The sequence below is a fragment of the Sedimentitalea todarodis genome (genome assembly GCF_032595355.1).
GTDB classification, from domain to species: Bacteria; Pseudomonadota; Alphaproteobacteria; order Rhodobacterales; family Rhodobacteraceae; genus Sedimentitalea; species Sedimentitalea todarodis.
In genome coordinates, this window is the sequence record NZ_JASMWN010000030.1 from 16073 (window position 1) to 33057 (window position 16985).

Sequence of the window (16985 nt, forward strand, 5' to 3'; positions counted from 1 at the left end):
GGTGCCGCGCTCGGAATTAGAAAAGCTGGATGACTTGTCGAAACTGCTCGATAGCCGGTACCGAATACCGGGAACACCCGTCCGATTTGGGTGGGACTCGTTGATCGGTTTGATTCCGGGCGTCGGTGATATCGCGTCGCTGGGACCCTCGGCATATCTCATATACCGCGCGAACAAGCTGGGCGTGCGCAAGCGGACAATCGGCAGGATGGCCGCGAATACTGGCCTCGATTTCTTCGTCGGAGCAATCCCTGTGCTGAGCGATGTTTTTGATCTGATCTTCAAAGCCAATAATCGGAACTTCGCGCTCCTGCGGGATGAGCTTGCACAGCGTCCGCCGGCAAAAGGTGACTGATCGTTTGCCCGCCGCCTTTGCGGCGACAGATTTGAACGCTTTGCTTTGATCCAGCACCGATTGTCTTACCTAAGCACTGCTGAAAGACAGACACTGGAGCGACCCGCCACGGCCAAAGCAGCGGGTCGTCCATTAGTGTCGGCGCGCAGCAGGGTCCATCTCGCACCTAAACATCACATGCGCCGCTTTCGGATCGTCACGCCGCTTGATCCACGTCACCCGAGGCCGTCAGATAGGCGCTGATCGGCGAACCCCTACCGGTCGCATAATCTTCAGCGAGCCTTTGCCAATCGATCCCTGCCGCAGCGGACCAATCGGTCCCGTCCAATTGCAGGGGGTTCGTCCAGTTGGTCGTGCTCTCGGCATATGTCACGACACGTTGGCCTTCAGTGAAGTCGTTCAACGACTGATCCCAGCGGTCGCCCGCCAGTGTAAGACCCAGCTCACCTCTTTTGGGGTCGTATTCTGCCGTAAACAAAGTCCCGAACCCCTCGGCATATCGATCCTGTATCAACGGTGTGCTCAGAAACTTCTGGTTCAGATCTAATGGCTTAACGCTAAGTTCGTCTAGATGCGTCAGGCGTTCATGGCTGCGCGTAAAGGCGGGCCGTTCCGCTCTCTCCGGGCCACTTTGGTGATTGGTTGCTATCGCATTCGGCATCAGCCTTACCCCGCCGCCGGGGGAAAGCTCCACACTTGCGGTCTGGCCAGTCGCATCAGCCAGAACCAGATTATATGCCATGTGGGACGGGATCCGCCGCAGTGCTGCGATAGCCTGCGCAACGGAATCGCAAGTTTCAAGCACATGCCGTAGGATCGTGGTGATGCCGAAACCCTCACCCGTTTCCGAGCGACCGCCATAGGCGAGGGCAACGCTGAGCCCCGCATCGTTGATCCCATCCGATAACCCCCACAGGAATTCAACCATCCCCATAACGGCGCGTCCAGTCCATTCCGTGCGCAGCAGCAGCCCTTCGTTCAGGTCTGGAGACAGATCGTAGTTGCGCACCAGCCGCACTTCGTCGCGGTCAGCAACGGCGGCAAGCGAGCATCCTCCAAGATAGGAAGGCGGGCACCATGTGGACAAAAAGCGCGCCGCGCGGTCCGATCCTCCTGCCAGCTCAACCAACCTGCGATGGACCGGCATGAGCTCTGGCATATACTGTTCAAGAGCATTTTCGCACTCTGCACGTGTCGGCCCATCCTCCCCTCCGCGTGCCACAAACCATGCCTCGTAAGCGGGCCAGGACCGCTGCCACCGCGCAGCCCATTTCGGGCCGGGTGCCGCCTCGCTGATCGCATCGAACGTCAAAGTCATCTGTGTCATTTCAGTTTACCTCTTTGGGTCTGTCGAAGAAAAAGCGGACCATTTCCGCGCTTGCGTCTGGTCCCTTGGAATCAGTATATGACCCTTTGGCCGACCCCCCCGACCAGGCATGGCCTTGCCCTTCGACTGTCCAGTATTCGACAAGATCGGCGCCCGCGTCGTCACATGCAATTCTACGCTCATAGCTGCGACCATTGTCTTCGCCCTGCTCGGTGGTCTCATGGAGCTTGACCGTATCCGCTTCAATGGCGCGCTGGACGATGCGTTCACCGTTCTTGGGATGAACCGTCGCATCGGACGTGCCGTGAAACACGATTGTCCTGACGGTAGGACCGCCATTTGAACGCGCGGGCCCTGCCAGAATGGTGCCGCCCATTGCCGCAAACGCAGTGGAGACGTCCTTTGCGGCACCCATGGGCAACCCCGAGTGTATGCCGACTGCCGCGAACACATCCGGATATGTCTCGCCCAGGATCGCCGCCATCGCACCGCCAGCGGACAGGCCTGCAACAAACGAGCGGTCTCGGGCTATGTCGTGTTCGCTTGCGATCTGCCGAGCCAACCCCGCCAAAATGGCTGGCTCTCCCCTGCCCCGCCGCTGGTCCCCACGGCTGAACCAATTCCAGCAGGACTGCGCGTTGTCACCACGCGACTGGGCTGGATAAACGACGACAAAGCCAAGCTGTTCGGCTAACACGTTCATCCCTGTGCCAGCTGCAAAATCCTCAGGCGTTTGGGTGCAGCCATGCAGCATCATAACGACGCCCGTCGCGCCATCCCGTGTAGATGCCGGAACATACGTCCGGTGCATCCGACTGCCTGCGGGGCAGGTGTACGTGTCCTGATCGAAACGCGCGCCGTCCGGCAGCGCCTGTATCGCAGCCCCTGCCATGTGAGGACGTGTCATCCCAGCCAGTATGCTATCCATCGCGGATAAACCACCAGAGCCGGGCAATCCCGCGTCCGACACGAGTCCATGTTGCGCCAAAGTACGTTGCACCAGATCATTGGCAGCCTTCAGGCGTGCACTATCGGTCGCAGGGCGCAGCGCGCCCCCGTTAAAAAGTTTCATAGTCGTTTCCTTTTAGGGATTACGCATCCTACTTGATGCGGTCGGCAAGTGCCTTTTTGATATCGGCGCTGGCCTGCAAAGCGCCCAACACTGTTATTGATCCTATGGTTTGAAGCGCCAGCTCCGGGGTGACGTCCGCATCGATCCGGGCAAGGCCCACAACCTTGACATGCAGCATTTCGCCAGCGTCCCTCAGGGACTCAAGATCGGTGACTGAGTAATCCCGCAGGCCCAACTCCATCGTATGCCGTTCAAGCGTCTGGCTGACCACGCTGGTGTGGGTATCCAGCTGGTTGCGGATCGCGGTACGGATAAGGTCACTTCGGTTTGAATAGAACCCTTCCTGCACTAGCAAATCGATACGGCCAAGATCGACAAAGCCCAGATTGATTGTGATCTTCTCGTTCTCGGGCTGCTTTTCACGCAGCTGTCTTACATTAGTCATTCCGTTCTCCATCTGTGTGGATGGTATATGGATGTTTGGTTTCCCAATGCAAGGTAAATTTCAGTGCTTCAGCAAAAACGGCTTCAAACCGCATACTCTGAGGAAAAGACTATTCTGGTTTAGCTTTCCAGACATTTGACCTGACCGTGGGCTGGTTCATGCGGTGCCGCAGCGCCATTTATGGGTAGGGCCGCAAGCACGGCTTCTCGCTGACGCATGATTATTATTGCAGTGGAGCTCTTCCTTGGGGGCTGCATCGATTGTTGTCAGCGAGAGCGATTGAAACAATCGGCACCACCTAACGACCGGACAGCTACTCCGGTCAATCAATCCTGAAAGGATATGCGATGAACTGGGATCAGATCGAAGGCAAATGGAAAGAAATGACCGGCAACGTCAAGGCCAAGTGGGGCGAATTGACCGACGACGAGATCGCCGAAGTCAATGGTGATCGCGAAGCGCTGGAAGGCAGAATCCAGGCCAAATACGGCAAAACCAAAGAAGAAGCGAAGCAGGAAGTCGACGACTTCATGAACGAGAGCTGATCTATTCTGGAGCTGCTGAACTGTGGTCCGTTCGATGCCTTTGACGGGTATTGATTTAGACCAAAGGTGGCTCCTGACTTCACGCGCGCTAGCGCGGCCGATGAAAGGCATTGCAGCCTAAAAAGGGCTCAAGTCAAGTTAATATCACGAGAATAGAAAGGCACGTGGCATGACCCTAATTTTACTCCCCGTGTTCGAGGTTCATCCACACGAAGAGGTTAGCTTTCCGCATGTTCTGGCGATCATGAAGGAGATTGTCGCCGACGGCGTTGTCGAGCGCCCGCTTATCGTAGCCCGAAGTTGTCGAACGTTATTGGACGGCCACCACCGATATAGCGCGTTACGCATACTGGAGGTCGATCTATTGCCCTGCTTCTTGATCGACTATGACGATGCATCACAGGTTGAAGTTTCGAGCTGGCGGCCCGGTGAGCATGTGACATCTCAAACCGTGCGAACAGCGGCGGCGACTGGAATGTTATTACCGCCCAAAACCTCTCGCCACGTCTTGAAACAGGAAATTCCCCCGATGCGCTTCCCGTTTTCGCATTTGATTTCGGCCAGGACGACGCAGCAAAAGTTTCCAGACGTTCATTTAGAAGGGGCGAAACATGCATGACGGCTCTGAAAATGTTGGGCAGGTTTTCTCTCCTGCCCCACGTATTGCGGGCAACCTGCTGGACCTAGTGGGTCAGACACCAATGGTTCAACTGGATCGGTATCTTGATATCGCTGACGTGAACCTGATTGCCAAAGTAGAGGCCCTGAACCCCGGCGGTAGCGCCAAGGACCGACCGGCCCGATACATGATTGAACAGGCGTTAGCAGACGGTCGTTTGTCACCGGGCGATACGGTTGTCGAGTCTTCGTCGGGCAACATGGGCATCGGGCTTGCGCAAACCTGCGCATATTACGGCCTCAAATTTATCTGCGTCGTCGATCCCAACGCGCAATCCCAAAATGTCGCGATTATTCGTGCCCTCGGTGGTCAAATCGAGCTTGTAGAGGATGCGATCAATGGCGATTTCTTGGCCGCGCGGTTGGAACGCGTCGCCGAACTGCTCGGGGCATCTACCAACAGTTTCTGGCCAAACCAATATGCGCACACGGATAACCCTGCGTCGCATGAAGCCGGCACGATTGCGGAGATCGATGCCGCATTGCCGGATCAGATCGACTACCTTTTTGTTGCTTGCTCAAGCACAGGTACAGCGCGTGGCTGCCGTGACTACTTACGCCGTATGGGCCGCGCCACGAAAGTGGTCGCGGTAGACGCGATGGGCAGCACGCTTTTCGACGGTGTCGCGGGACCCCGTAAAATCTCGGGCATGGGCGCTGGCCGCTTGCCTGAATTGGCGCGGGGGCAGAGTTTTGATGAATTGGTCCGTGTTGCGGACATCACCTGCGTTGCAGGATGCCGCCGGGCGGTCGCGCGTGAGGGGTTCTTGGTTGGCGGGTCGGGTGGCGGTGTGCTGGAAGCTGTGCGCAGCATGCAGGACGATCTGCGCGGAAAAACGGCGGTCGCGATCATCCACGACTCCGGGGCCCGATATCTGGGAACGGTCTTTGATGCTGACTGGGTTCAACGCGAACTGGGCGCATCCGAAGCGGACGTACTTAGGCTCGCGGGCTTGGAAGCGCCACCAACGTGACGCAGCTCACTAAATCAATTGGCATCGTGGGCTGTGGGCCCAAGGGGCTCTATGCTTTGGACAGCCTGTGTGAAGCGGCACGCGGCATTCCAGCACAGCAGTTTGACGTCCATATCTTTGAGCCGTTTGCTCATCCCGGCGCTGGCCCGATCTACAATCCCGATCAATCCGACGTCCTTCTGATGAACTTCCCTGCGCATATGATTGATGCCTGGACAGAGCGACGCGGTCCCAATCTGAGGAGTTGGCTCAAGTGTGCTGGCACTCCTGTAACGGCAGGTACCTATGTGCCGCGCGCATGTGTTGGCGAATACCTCCACCATTGCTTCGAAGTCGTCTTATCATCGGCACCGTCTAACATCAGGATCACAGTCTATCCTGTGAAGATCTCGGCGCTACGACCGGAAGGAGGCTCATGGCTCTTGGAGCCCGGTGACATCTCGGTCGATGAAGTACTGGTGACCACCGGCCATCAGGATTGGACCCGTAGAACACAGAAAGTCCAAACTGAAGCGATCGCTTCGCCATTTCCCGTCACTTGCGCGCTGACGACCGATGCTGTCCCGCCTAGCACTTCTGTCGCGTGCAAAGGGTTTGCTCTCACCTTCATCGACACGATGTTGGCGCTGACTGAGGGCCGCGGAGGCGTCTTTACCCAGTCGGCACAAGGCTACGATTACCAGCCATCAGGGGCTGAACCGAAATGGATCGCACCCTACAGCAGGTCTGCACGTCCGATGCGTGCTAAGGTCGATTCGGATCGATTTGTACCACCACAGAGCGAGTTGTTCTGGCAAGATCACATCTGCATTTTCGAAACCGAGATATCGGAGCGCTCTGATGTTTCATTCATCAATACCGTCTGGCCCGCGTTGCAGCACATTGCTGATGCGGTGTTGCAGCGTCCGCAAGGTTCAACTCGTACGTGCTTTGACGAATGGCGTGGAGAGGTTTTCTCCGCGGAGAGATGCCGTGCAGAGCTGTCAAAGGGATATGAAATCGCAATAGGTGTGACTGCCCCCGATAGCCTCTGGGCGTTGGCGGAGGCGTGGCGGCGTTGCTACCCTGCACTTGTTGCGTGGATCAGCCACCAAGAGCTTCTATCCAAGGACGCTGCGCACTTCCGCGAAAGTGCTGCCGAAATGGAACGGCTTGCTTTTGGCCCGCCTGCCCAAAACGTCGGCAAGCTTCTGTGCCTTGAACGTATGGGACTGGTCAGCATCGATCACCTCTCCGGCGACCACCGCTGTGACGTCACCATTAACGCAACCATCCCAGCAACTGGCAGTGCCGAACTGTCCAAGCCTCTTGCCGGGCTTTTGCATGACGGTCATGTCAGCGTCGGCTCTTTGGGGGGGCTACGCGTCGACAACGATGCACAAGCGCTCACGAAAGGTGGCGTCACGAGCGGGCTGTCAATAATAGGTCGCGCAACCGAAGGCAGTGTTTTGGGCAACGATACGTTGTCGCGCAATCTGCACGATCTGCCCGAGCGATGGGCTTCCCGTGTCACGAAGGCGGGCCGCGTGTTTGTGCCTGAAAGAGTGGAACTGCCAGCATGACAGATCAGGCTTCTGTCTTCGCCTATTGTGAGGGTGTCGCTCCCCTGCGCCCAAGGTTGGAAGACTGGATTAAGGCCCTGCTCAGCGACCCTGAGCGCCTGCATGGTTTGGTGGAGGCACATGGCGCTCCGCTCAATATCCAATGCGACACCCCATTTCGCCGCAAAATCACAGCGCTGAACGACTGTGTGGCGGAATATGATCTCCCGTTTCTGCCTATGTTTGCCCGGAAGGCGAACAAGTGCCTCACCTATGTCAATACTGCCCACGAGATGGGTATTGGCATCGACACGGCTAGCCACGTTGAGGTCGAACAGTGCTTGGCCCAAGGCATGCCGGGTGAGCGGATCGTCTGCACGGCGGCGGTCAAGGATCGCGCCTTGATGGTTCTTTGCGTGACCAACGGCGTGACGATTATTCTGGATAACTTGGACGAGGTCGCTCTGTTGGAACGCGTCGCGCAGGAGATCAAAACACCTGTGTCCGTAGGACTGCGCATGAATGGTTTCAGCTGTGAAGGACAGGCGCTCTATTCCCGCTTCGGGTTTCCGCTGCGGGAGATATCCAGTGTGGCTGCGCGCCTTGCGCAATCGACCCATATCCGCCTTGATGGTTTGCACTTTCATCTGAATGGCTACAGCGCAGAGGATCGTATCGCTGCGATCTCTCAGTCGCTGCCTGTCATTGCTCAGGTCAAACCTACCGATCAACGTGACTTCTTTTTGGACATCGGCGGCGGCATTCCGATGAATTACCTCGACGATCCCAAGCAATGGGTTGGGTGGTTGGGAGAACTTGACGCCGCTCTTTCTGGAGACCGGGCACCGATCACGCAACACAACGATCCGCTTGGACGAAAGCTCGGCCGAGATGGCACAATCGACAGCTATCCCGTGGCGCAGTCATTGGTTCAGACCGACTGGATGCGGACAGTTCTCAGTGCGCGCCAAGACGGTAAGGCCATCGCCGACCAACTTCGCGCAGCACAGGTGACGCTGCGCTGTGAACCCGGTCGGTCCCTGCTTGATGGTTGTGGGATCACCGTGGCGCGGATTGCCTTTTGTAAGACCGACAGCGTTGGCACGCCCGTCGTTGGCGTTCAGATGAACCGTACACAATCCCGCTCGGGCTTTGCCGAATTCGCGATAGACCCCCTCATGGTGCCCGGGCCGGAGCCGCGCGGTGATGCAATCGAAGCGTATCTCGCGGGCACCTATTGCACCGAAAGCGAATGGCTGACCCGTCGAAAGATGACCTTTCCGCAAGGCGCGCGACCCGGTGATCTGATGGTGTTTCCCAATACGGCTGGATATCTGATGCATTTTCTCGAAAGCCGCTCGCATCAGTTCCCCTTAGCCAAGAACGTGTTCGTGACGCCAGACCCAAATGCCTTGGCGCGGGTAGATGCCATCGACAATACCTAATTCGAACAATCAATCGTGCCGAGCGGGCGCGGATCAAAACCGGGAGGAGACGACATGGAAGACGTGAACTTAGACAAGGGTGGTGCACCGCATCAACAAACCGATGCCGGTGAAGAGACGCTGACGACAGCACAGGGCGCGCCGATCTCGGACAATCAGAATTCGCTAACGGCAGGTCCACGCGGGCCGGTCCTGCTGGAAGATCACATCATGCGCGAGAAAATCTTTGCATTTGATCACGAGCGCATTCCAGAACGTGTCGTGCATGCGCGGGGCTATGGCGTGCATGGGCATTTCGAACTTACGAAAGCAATCCCGGAGCTGTCATGTGCTGATATCTTCCAGCGCGAAGGGGAAAAGACGCCTCTGTTCACCCGGTTCTCAACCGTTGCAGGTAGCAAGGGATCGCCGGACGTAGCGCGCGATGTGCGCGGCTTTGCGGTGAAATTCTATACTCAGGAGGGCAACTGGGATCTTGTCGGCAATAACATTCCGGTTTTCTTTGTGCAGGATGCCATCAAGTTTCCCGACCTGATCCATTCCGTCAAACCTGCCCCCGATCGTGCTTTCCCGCAGGCGCAAAGCGCGCATGACAATTTCTGGGATTTCATTTCGCTCACGCCGGAAGCCGTTCACACGTCGCTCTGGACCATGTCTGATCGTGCCATCCCCCGCTCCTTGCGCTTTATGGAAGGGTTTGGGGTGCATACCTTCCGATTGGTCAATGCTGAGGGTACATCGCACTATGTGAAGTTCCTCTGGAAACCCAGACAGGGCCTGCAATCGGTCGTCTGGAACGAGGCGCTGAAGATCAATGGGGCCGACCCCGACTTTCACCGTCGCGATATGTGGGCTGCCATCGATTCAGGCGATTACCCGCAATGGGATCTGGGCATCCAGGTGTTCGACGACGACTTCGCGGATGCGTTCGAATTTGACATCCTTGACGCGACCAAGCTCATTCCCGAAGAACAGGTGCCGGTGCAGATCATTGGCACCATGACGCTGGACAACAACGTCGAGAACTTCTTTGCCGAGACAGAACAAGTGGCCTTCTGCACGCAAAACATCGTGCGGGGCATCGACTTTACGAATGACCCCCTGCTGCAGGGGCGAAACTTTTCCTATCTGGATACGCAGACCAAACGCTTGGGCGGTCCAAACTTCACCCATATTCCGATCAACGCGCCGAAATGCCCGGTCCGTCACTTTCAACAGGACGGTCATATGGCGATGCAAAATCCCAAGGGGCGGGTCAACTATGAGCCGAACAGCTGGGGCGAAGACGGTGGACCGCGTGAAAATCCCGAGATCGGATTTACCAGCCACCCAAACCCGGTGCAGGGTAACAAGCAGCGCACGCGGTCAGAAACTTTCGCAGATCACTATAGTCAGGCGCGGCAGTTCTGGATCAGTCAAACCAAAACTGAGCAGAACCATATCGCAGCCGCTTACACGTTTGAGCTCTCGAAATGTGAACATGAGCGCATTCGTCTGCGGATGTTATCACACCTGATGAATGTGCATGATGATCTGGCGGGTGCTGTCGCCAAGGGACTGGGGGTCGAAGACATGCCTGACGCGGCGACACCAGCACGAGAGCCGGTCACTGATTTGCCTGCGTCAGATGCGTTGAGCATCCTCAAGAACGGGCCCGACAGCTTTGCTGGCCGCAAACTGGCGCTTTTCCTGTCAGATGGCGCGGACGCAGATTTGGTTCAAAGTATCGAGAGCGCGTTCACCGATGCAGGTGCCACAGTTGCCATTGTCGCGCCACATATAGCAGGGGTCGAATTGTCGAATGGGGACATCAAGCCAGCGGACGAAAAAATCGATGGTGGGCCGTCGGTGCTGTTCGATGCAGTAGCGCTGGTGTTTTCAGAAGACGTTGGAGAGGAACTGGCCATCAACAAACCAGCACAGGATTTCGTGAGCGATGCTTACGCGCATGCGAAATTTATCGCCTGGACTGAAGCAGCACAGCCACTCTTCGAGGCTGTCGGAATTGCAGGCAAAATCGACAACGGTATGCCAGAGATTTCTACAGAGGGTGCAGATGCTTTCCTGCATATGTGCTCAGCGCTCAGATTCTGGGCGCGGTTGAAATCCTAGATGCTAGACTGCGGCTGTGCGGTGGAGTGCCTTCACCCCTCCGCTTGGCACCTTTTTCTTGAATGGGACCCACTGCCCTGTCCGCGGAGCCAACATATTCATCATCCATCGGGTCGATCATCTGCGCCCCGGTTTTCCATAAAGCGGCTAGCGGCAAGCAGGGATGCCGCAAGGACCGCGCATGTGATCGAGAACAATCCAAACCCAGCTCCCGCGGCGAGTCCAAGCGCACCCGCAACCCAGAGACTCGCGGCCGTGGCCATGCCTCCCACACGCTCGTCGCCCTGGATGATCGCGCCGGCGCCAAGAAAACCCAATCCTCCGATCAGTCCCTGAATAACGCGCGTCGGGTCTGCCGCGAGCTCTATGTCGCCCATGCGCAATGACATCTCGACCGCGGCTATCGTGAAGATTGCTGAGCCGAGGGAAACCATCATATAGGTCCGAATACCCACGCGGCGCCGTCGCACCTCACGGTCTAATCCCAGAATGGCGCCCGATGCGAGCGCAAATAACAACTTCAGCAGCCAATCCGGTTGAGTGAGCCCGACATCGATCCATTCAGGCATCTGCGACACATCCTACCCAGTTTTTGAGGCTATGATTCAGATTTAACTGAGAATTCGACTTCGGTTGCGCCATATCCTAGAAACCCTTCCGTTTTTCTACCTTTTCCAGAAGCGACTGCCCCGGTCTCGTTGCCCATGTTCTCAAAACAGTACGTCTGGCCAAACCTCTAAAAAACGAACGCTGCGGTTCGATCATTGGGTTTGGCTGCATCAAGAGTACTGCTGAAGCTGCAGTTTGTAAGTCTCTAAGAACGGGAAAGGTTGTTTTGGTTTAGTGTTTCGAGCGATCGTCGCATCGCGCCACTGGCCAAGTGTCACAAGACACGACATGGTTTCTTCAGGCATGAGCGCCGCCCTACGGTCGGACGCTTTCACTGCATGCAAAGGAGACAGCATGAAACGCTTTGCAACCCTATTGCTCGCTGCCGGTATGGCAGCTGGTCCCGCACTGGCGGAAAGCCACATGGACACCGAAAACCTTATCCGAACCCGTGATATCACCGGCGGAGATATCTACACACTCAACGGTCCCATGGACGAAGATACCTGGGGCAACTGGGAGGCCGACGGCGTCGGTCCAGACTGGAACGATATTGGCGAAATCGAGGACATCATTCTTGACCGCAACGGGCAAATAATCGGCATCGTGGCCGAGATCGGCGGATTTCTCGATATTGGGGACAAGCATGTCCTGATCCCGGTCGAAGATATCCGCCTGACCCCGGTCGATGACAAAACCTATGTCATCGTCACGCGTAAAACCGAGGAACAACTCGGAGAGATGGAGTCGGTTGATGAAGGTTGGTGGAACTGATCTTTCGCCGTAATCTCTCGACACCGTCAAGGGGCGCGCAGAAGTCCCTTGGTTTGATACTCGAGGGTCAGAACCCGCGGGTTAGATAACTCAAAAGCTAGAAGGGGCTCGCTGACATGAACGACGAAACTACCGCGCCAAAGGTAGAGGACGAACCGCGCCTCATGCTCGCCTTAGGTTGGTCGGCAATCGCTGGCTGCATCATCTTTGCGCTGGCCATTTTGGTGGCGGATTTTGTCGTCCCGGATCACGATTGGATTGCGGATACGATCAGCGACCTGGGCGCGGGTCGTTATGAATTTATTGTTGATATCGGCATCTATGCTTTTTCCGGCGCACTGATTTCTATCGCGTTGCTGTCCGCACATGTACATATGGGGGGTTGGGGGTGGAGCCTAGGGATTGTCGGATTTGCACTGATGGGGCTTATCGTTTTCCTTATTGGAGCGAGAAATGAATATGGCGACAATGACAGCGAAGGTGTCGTGATCCACATCTACCTCGTATATGGGCTGGGCCTCATCATGGCGCTCATTCCCTGGTTCATGTCGGACGGCGCTCGGCGTGCGGGTAAGCACTACGGAACCATCTTGATTTGCATCTCAGTTGTGTGGACACTCTCCGCCCCTGTCTTCTTTTTCCTACCGGATTGGATTGACGGGATTTATGAACGCTACCTTGGGCTGATAGCATTCGCGTTTGTGTTCACTCTTGCCAGACTTTTCATCAAACGTGGGCGACAACTGATGTCCCCTGACGGCTGAGTTTTCGCATCCGTTGTCCGAAAAATTCGATCTCAGTTGATCCAGACCATTTGAATAACGCTTGAACACAGCTTGCCATCCTTTGCACTGATGGGTTGTTCCTGTTATGTTCCAACTCCCCTTTCTGTTCTGTGATTCCCATGCATACGCGTCCCGCAAATCCGATCTCACGCCTTTATCTGGACTTCGACAGTTTTTTCGCGACAGCGGAGCAGCATTTCAATCCTGCACTTCGTGGGTTGCCTGTGGGCGTGGTTCCCTTGGACAGTCCCAATACGGGCTGCATTGCCATAAGCCGTGAGGCGAAATCGCTTGGCGTCAAATCCATGGCCAGCATAGCCGAGGCGCGCCGCATCGTGCCCGACATGATATTGGTCGTCGCGCGCCATGATGTCTATGTCCGCCTGCACAACCGCATCATTGATGTGATCAACACCGTCGTACCTGTTGCGCATGTAAGGTCCATAGACGAGGTCGTGTGCCATTTGCTTCCAAGCGAGGTGCGCGACTGCCGCGCTTTGGCGGACCAGATCAAAAAAGCGCTCGCGGCGGCGTTCAGTCCGGTGCTGACATGTTCAATCGGCATGGCCCCGACAGAGCTATTGGCGAAAATTGGTGCGGAGGCGCATAAACCAAACGGCTTTGTGCTGATTGATGTCGCGGACCTTCCGGGCCGTCTTGCGCATATCCCGCTAAACGATCTACCCGGCATTTCAGTGGGTATGGAGGCGCGGCTGCACGCGGCTGGTATCGACGATTTTACGTCGCTATGGGCCATCGCACCGAAACAGGCACGCGCCATTTGGCGAAGCGTCGAGGGAGAGCGGTTCTGGAACGAACTGCACGGGCAACATGCAGAACGGTTGCCGACGCAAAAGCGTATGTTTGGGCATAGCCGGATGCTGCCCGCTGACTGGCGAAGCCCGGAGAAGGTCGCGATGTGCGCACGGCAATTGACGCTTGGGGCTGCGCGGCGTTTGCGGCGTGCTGATTTGCGCGCAACGAAAATGTCTCTTGGATTTAAGGGCGGAGGATACAGAAGTCGCACGCGCAGCCAGAAGGACAATTTGCGATGGACTTGGGAGGGATCTTTTCTGCCGGCGCGGGATGATCACACGTTTCTGACGACACTATCTGACGGTTTGGACAAGGCCCGGCGCGACGTGCGCTTTGCCCCAAGGTCTGTGAGCGTGATGTTGCATGGTCTTACAAGCGATGGTCAGATGACAGATGATCTGTTCCGCACCTCATCGGCGCCCGATCAAATCGTCACCGCGAAGTGGGAAGCTGTCAGCGATTTGATGGACAGCCTGCGCCAGCAGCATGGCCCGGAGGCTATAACCCTTGGTGTTCAGGATGCTGTTCCGGGTGGCTACCTCGGAGCCAAGATTGCTTTCGGACGCATTCCCGATCAATCTGATTTTGGTAACGACCCCGTTGAAGATGCGGATACGCATTTTTGTACGGTATGATCGGGCATCGCTGTTCGGGCGTCGATTACGTGATGACCAACCCGCTTGCTCACATTTTGAAACTCGAAAGGACAAAAGCGAAGGTTGCATGGACATAGATTGGTCGGATGACATCGCAGATCGCTTGCGTGCCTTAAATGCGGTGGAGTTGTCGCCCAAGAGCGGGGCGAAATATGTGCTCTGCTGGGTTCAGCAAACGCTGCGCGCGTGGGACAATCCGCTTATCGATGCAGCCATCGAACTTGGGAACACGTTGGGTTTGCCGGTTCTCGTCTATCATGGCGTACGCGAGGATTACCCTTATGCGTCCGACAGACTGCATCACTTCCTCATTCATGCCAGCCGGGATTTACAACAGAACTGTGTAAAACGCGGGCTGCGCTGTGTGAGCTATGTTGAGCGCGAAGGTCACCGTGAGAAAGGTCTGGTGTATCGGCTCGCAGAAAGTGCGGTGGCGGTTTTGACTGATGATCATCCGACGTTTGTTGCGCGCGCACAGGCCAACCGCTTTGCCGCGAAATGTGAACGGCCAATGTTCGCGGTTGATACAGCACGATTGGTCCCGACCCGGATGCTACCCGTTGGCCTGAACACGACGCCTGCGTTTCGCAAAGCCAGTGGTGCATTACGTTCAGAATATGAAGCGCACCGATGTAATTTTGCGGCTGAAGTGCCGTCCTATGACGGCAATTTGTGTTTTGCAGACCTGAGCCTTAGAGCAAAGACAGATGATGAGATTGCGGCGATCATCGCTGAATGCGATATCGATCACAGTCTGCCCCCTGCTTTGGACTTTACCCCGACCGCGAAAGCCGCGCTTTGCGCCTTGGACGACTTTGTCGCCAACCGTCTCAAAATCTACCCTTATCGGCGAAACAACCCGGCTGAAGAGGATGGCGTCTCTCGGCTGTCGCCCTACCTGCATTTTGGCGTGATCGGGCCGCGTACAATCACCGCAGCCGTAAGAGCAAGCGATGTACCCGCCAATGCCAAATGGAAATATCTGGATGAATTGCTGACGTGGCGTGAATATTTTCACTATCAAGCATATCAGCATGAGATCCCTGATAGCTTCGCGACACTCCCGGAAAAACCACGTCTGTCTCTTTTGGCACATGCCTATGACGAGAGGCCCGTTCTCTACACGCTTTGTGATCTTGTGCATGGACGCACCGATGATGAGACGTGGAACGCGGCTCAACGTCAGTGGCTGGAAACGGGATACATGCACAACAATCTACGTATGTATTGGGGCAAGCAAATCATCAAATGGACGCGTGACCCCGAGATCGCATGGAAAACAGCGTGCTACCTCAACGACCGGCTCGCGCTCGACGGGCGAGACCCCGCAACCTACGGCAATATGCGATGGGTGTTTGGTATGTCAAAACCAAGCTGGCAGGAGCAGCCCATCTATGGCTGGGTGCCGCCAAAATCCGACCGTGCCATCCGCAAACGGGACGGTGCTACCGATTGGCTAAAAGACTGGGCGACGAGGGACATCGTAAGTATTTACGTGCCAGATAATAAGCCGGAGGACGCATTGTGAGGCAACCTTCATGAGCGCCCAGCAAATTCAGAACAGAGATGCAATCCTAAGGCTAGCGGCGACGCGGGGCTCGGGAAAAACAATTTGCCCGTCAGAGATCGCGCGTGCCGTTGGCGGCGCTGATCCCAAGGTGTGGCGACCCCTGATGGCACCCAAGCGCGATGAAGCGATCTTACTTGCAAAGGCCGGAAGCATAAAAATCGAAAAGCCGGGGGAGGCCGTCGATCCAAATGATTTCGCCGGAGTGTACCGGATTGAAATTGTCGGAGGTCAAAACCATCTAAACCTCTCGATCATCAGATAAACCTCGCCACCAATCGGCATAGACGGTGTTTTTCGGGTGATACCGGTTCACATCCGGCGCGCCATCTTGCCACCATACCGGACCACGCTCACCCAATTGCACCTTGGCCGCATCGACCTTCAGCCTTGCAGCACTGCGCTCCTTATCAGTCGTCGCGTATTTCACTCCAAGGCGGGCCTGCATCAGCTCCTTCACTAAACGTCGGCGCTCTGAATCTGATAGGCTTGGATCTGTGCACCGCCACAATCGGTCTTTTGCAAGGAAATACCGTCCATCGGGCGTTTTCGGGTAAGGCTTCTTCACTGTAGAACCTCGGCTAAGTTCACCAAAACGAGAGGTGAAATCTCAGAAAGGCAGATCACTTGAGGGGTATGCTGCCAGGCTGGGTTGATTTCGAAAAAGACACCGCGATAATCAAGGATACCTAGGATGTCGGAGGTGACGTTCCAAGTCATGCTATGGATTTCGACAGGGGAGATCATTGTGTTTTCCAACTCTCAATATCCGAGCCGGATACGCACAGTTATTGCGGCGTTGTCTTGCTTGGTCTGGCCCTACACCAATCAATACTCTTGTTGTGACTAGGGTCAGGACCCATTGATTTCCGCCTAGCGGCGTGATTCATCTTTCGAAAACGAGCGGTGAAGATGTCTAATCATTTCTGGCTGACGGATGCGCAGATGGCGCGTCTTGAGCCCTTCTTCCCAAAGTCCCACGGCAAACCCCGCGTCGATGACAGGCGAGTTTTGAGCGGGATTATCTTCATCAACCGCAATGGCTTACGCTGGCGCGACGCTCCGTCGGTCTATGGCCCACATAAGACGCTCTATAACCGCTGGAAGCGCTGGAGCGATAAGGGCATCTTCGCCCGGATGATGGCCGGTCTGGCTGCCGAACAGTACGCCTCCGGCGAGGGCCGTCTTTTGGTGTGATGTGAGATTTTGTAGCGGTTGCAGTCATGAGCAGCAACAAACCCACCCCTCGCAAGCAAGCCGTTTCCAACGCCAAAACTGGGCGTC

17 protein-coding genes and 1 pseudogene are annotated in these 16985 nt (G+C 56.1%); 13 read left to right on the forward strand and 5 right to left on the reverse strand.

From position 1 onward, the window contains the following. Window position 1 precedes the first annotated feature (1 nt). Window positions 2–355, forward strand: a complete 354-nt coding sequence (locus QO231_RS23345; protein ID WP_316782083.1) for a DUF4112 domain-containing protein — start codon at window positions 2–4, stop codon at window positions 353–355. A gap of 196 nt (window positions 356–551) precedes the next feature. Here QO231_RS23345 and QO231_RS23350 read toward each other — a convergent pair whose 3' ends face one another. From QO231_RS23350 to QO231_RS23360, 3 genes are read right to left on the reverse strand one after another with little or no spacing between them, the layout of a single operon-like run. Next, window positions 552–1682 carry a C45 family peptidase gene (locus QO231_RS23350; RefSeq protein WP_316782085.1) on the reverse strand — a complete coding sequence of 377 codons (1131 nt, stop codon included), beginning with the start codon at window positions 1680–1682 and terminating at the stop codon, window positions 552–554. A gap of 1 nt (window position 1683) precedes the next feature. Beyond that, on the reverse strand, window positions 1684–2754 hold the full coding sequence (locus QO231_RS23355) for an extracellular catalytic domain type 1 short-chain-length polyhydroxyalkanoate depolymerase (protein WP_316782087.1): 1071 nt from the start codon (window positions 2752–2754) through the stop codon (window positions 1684–1686). A 28-nt stretch (window positions 2755–2782) separates the two neighbouring features. Beyond that, a complete protein-coding gene (locus tag QO231_RS23360) occupies window positions 2783–3199 on the reverse strand; it encodes a CopG family transcriptional regulator (protein ID WP_316782089.1) in 417 nt (138 codons plus the stop codon). 347 nt (window positions 3200–3546) lie between these two features. Between QO231_RS23360 and QO231_RS23365 the strand changes: the two genes are divergently transcribed. The 6 genes from QO231_RS23365 (at window position 3547) to QO231_RS23390 (ending at window position 10494) form a co-directional block, all read left to right on the forward strand. Then, entirely contained in the window at window positions 3547–3744 is a 198-nt protein-coding gene (locus tag QO231_RS23365; protein ID WP_316782091.1) for a CsbD family protein, read from the forward strand. 169 nt (window positions 3745–3913) lie between these two features. Further along, complete coding sequence (locus QO231_RS23370; protein ID WP_316782093.1) at window positions 3914–4363, forward strand: ParB N-terminal domain-containing protein; 450 nt, start codon at window positions 3914–3916, stop codon at window positions 4361–4363. Beyond that, a complete protein-coding gene (sbnA, locus tag QO231_RS23375; protein WP_316782095.1) occupies window positions 4356–5396 on the forward strand; it encodes a 2,3-diaminopropionate biosynthesis protein SbnA in 1041 nt (346 codons plus the stop codon). Before QO231_RS23370 ends, sbnA begins: the two co-directional genes overlap by 8 nt. Beyond that, on the forward strand, window positions 5393–6958 hold the full coding sequence (locus QO231_RS23380; RefSeq protein ID WP_316782097.1) for an FAD/NAD(P)-binding protein: 1566 nt from the start codon (window positions 5393–5395) through the stop codon (window positions 6956–6958). Before sbnA ends, QO231_RS23380 begins: the two co-directional genes overlap by 4 nt. Continuing rightward, window positions 6955–8382, forward strand: coding sequence for a Y4yA family PLP-dependent enzyme (locus QO231_RS23385; RefSeq protein WP_316782099.1), 1428 nt, complete (start codon window positions 6955–6957; stop codon window positions 8380–8382). Before QO231_RS23380 ends, QO231_RS23385 begins: the two co-directional genes overlap by 4 nt. 54 nt (window positions 8383–8436) lie before the next feature. Next, window positions 8437–10494 carry a catalase gene (locus QO231_RS23390; RefSeq protein ID WP_316782101.1) on the forward strand — a complete coding sequence of 686 codons (2058 nt, stop codon included), beginning with the start codon at window positions 8437–8439 and terminating at the stop codon, window positions 10492–10494. A gap of 101 nt (window positions 10495–10595) precedes the next feature. Here the strand turns inward: QO231_RS23390 and QO231_RS23395 are convergent, their stop codons facing one another. Beyond that, window positions 10596–11063: an MgtC/SapB family protein gene (locus QO231_RS23395; protein WP_316782103.1), complete on the reverse strand. Its 468-nt coding sequence runs from the start codon at window positions 11061–11063 to the stop codon at window positions 10596–10598. A gap of 394 nt (window positions 11064–11457) precedes the next feature. Between QO231_RS23395 and QO231_RS23400 the strand changes: the two genes are divergently transcribed. The 5 genes from QO231_RS23400 (at window position 11458) to QO231_RS23420 (ending at window position 15966) form a co-directional block, all read left to right on the forward strand. Then, window positions 11458–11877 carry a PRC-barrel domain-containing protein gene (locus tag QO231_RS23400; RefSeq protein WP_316782105.1) on the forward strand — a complete coding sequence of 140 codons (420 nt, stop codon included), beginning with the start codon at window positions 11458–11460 and terminating at the stop codon, window positions 11875–11877. Window positions 11878–11993: 116 nt separating this feature from the next. Further along, the gene (locus QO231_RS23405; protein WP_316782108.1) at window positions 11994–12641 is read left to right on the forward strand and encodes a DUF998 domain-containing protein; all 648 of its coding nucleotides are present in this window, start codon (window positions 11994–11996) and stop codon (window positions 12639–12641) included. 140 nt (window positions 12642–12781) lie between these two features. Further along, a complete protein-coding gene (locus tag QO231_RS23410) occupies window positions 12782–14113 on the forward strand; it encodes a Y-family DNA polymerase (protein WP_316782110.1) in 1332 nt (443 codons plus the stop codon). An 88-nt stretch (window positions 14114–14201) separates the two neighbouring features. After that, the gene (locus QO231_RS23415) at window positions 14202–15662 is read left to right on the forward strand and encodes a deoxyribodipyrimidine photo-lyase (protein WP_316782111.1); all 1461 of its coding nucleotides are present in this window, start codon (window positions 14202–14204) and stop codon (window positions 15660–15662) included. Between the two features lie 10 nt (window positions 15663–15672). Next, complete coding sequence (locus tag QO231_RS23420; RefSeq protein ID WP_316782112.1) at window positions 15673–15966, forward strand: DUF3253 domain-containing protein; 294 nt, start codon at window positions 15673–15675, stop codon at window positions 15964–15966. Here QO231_RS23420 and QO231_RS23425 read toward each other — a convergent pair. Further along, window positions 15943–16269 carry a hypothetical protein gene (locus QO231_RS23425; protein WP_316782113.1) on the reverse strand — a complete coding sequence of 109 codons (327 nt, stop codon included), beginning with the start codon at window positions 16267–16269 and terminating at the stop codon, window positions 15943–15945. The two genes, QO231_RS23420 and QO231_RS23425, sit on opposite strands and share 24 nt — an antisense overlap. 344 nt (window positions 16270–16613) lie before the next feature. Here QO231_RS23425 and QO231_RS23430 point away from each other — a divergent pair. After that, a pseudogene (locus QO231_RS23430) lies at window positions 16614–16862 on the forward strand (transposase); the annotation flags it as partial. Window positions 16863–16985: the final 123 nt, after the last annotated feature.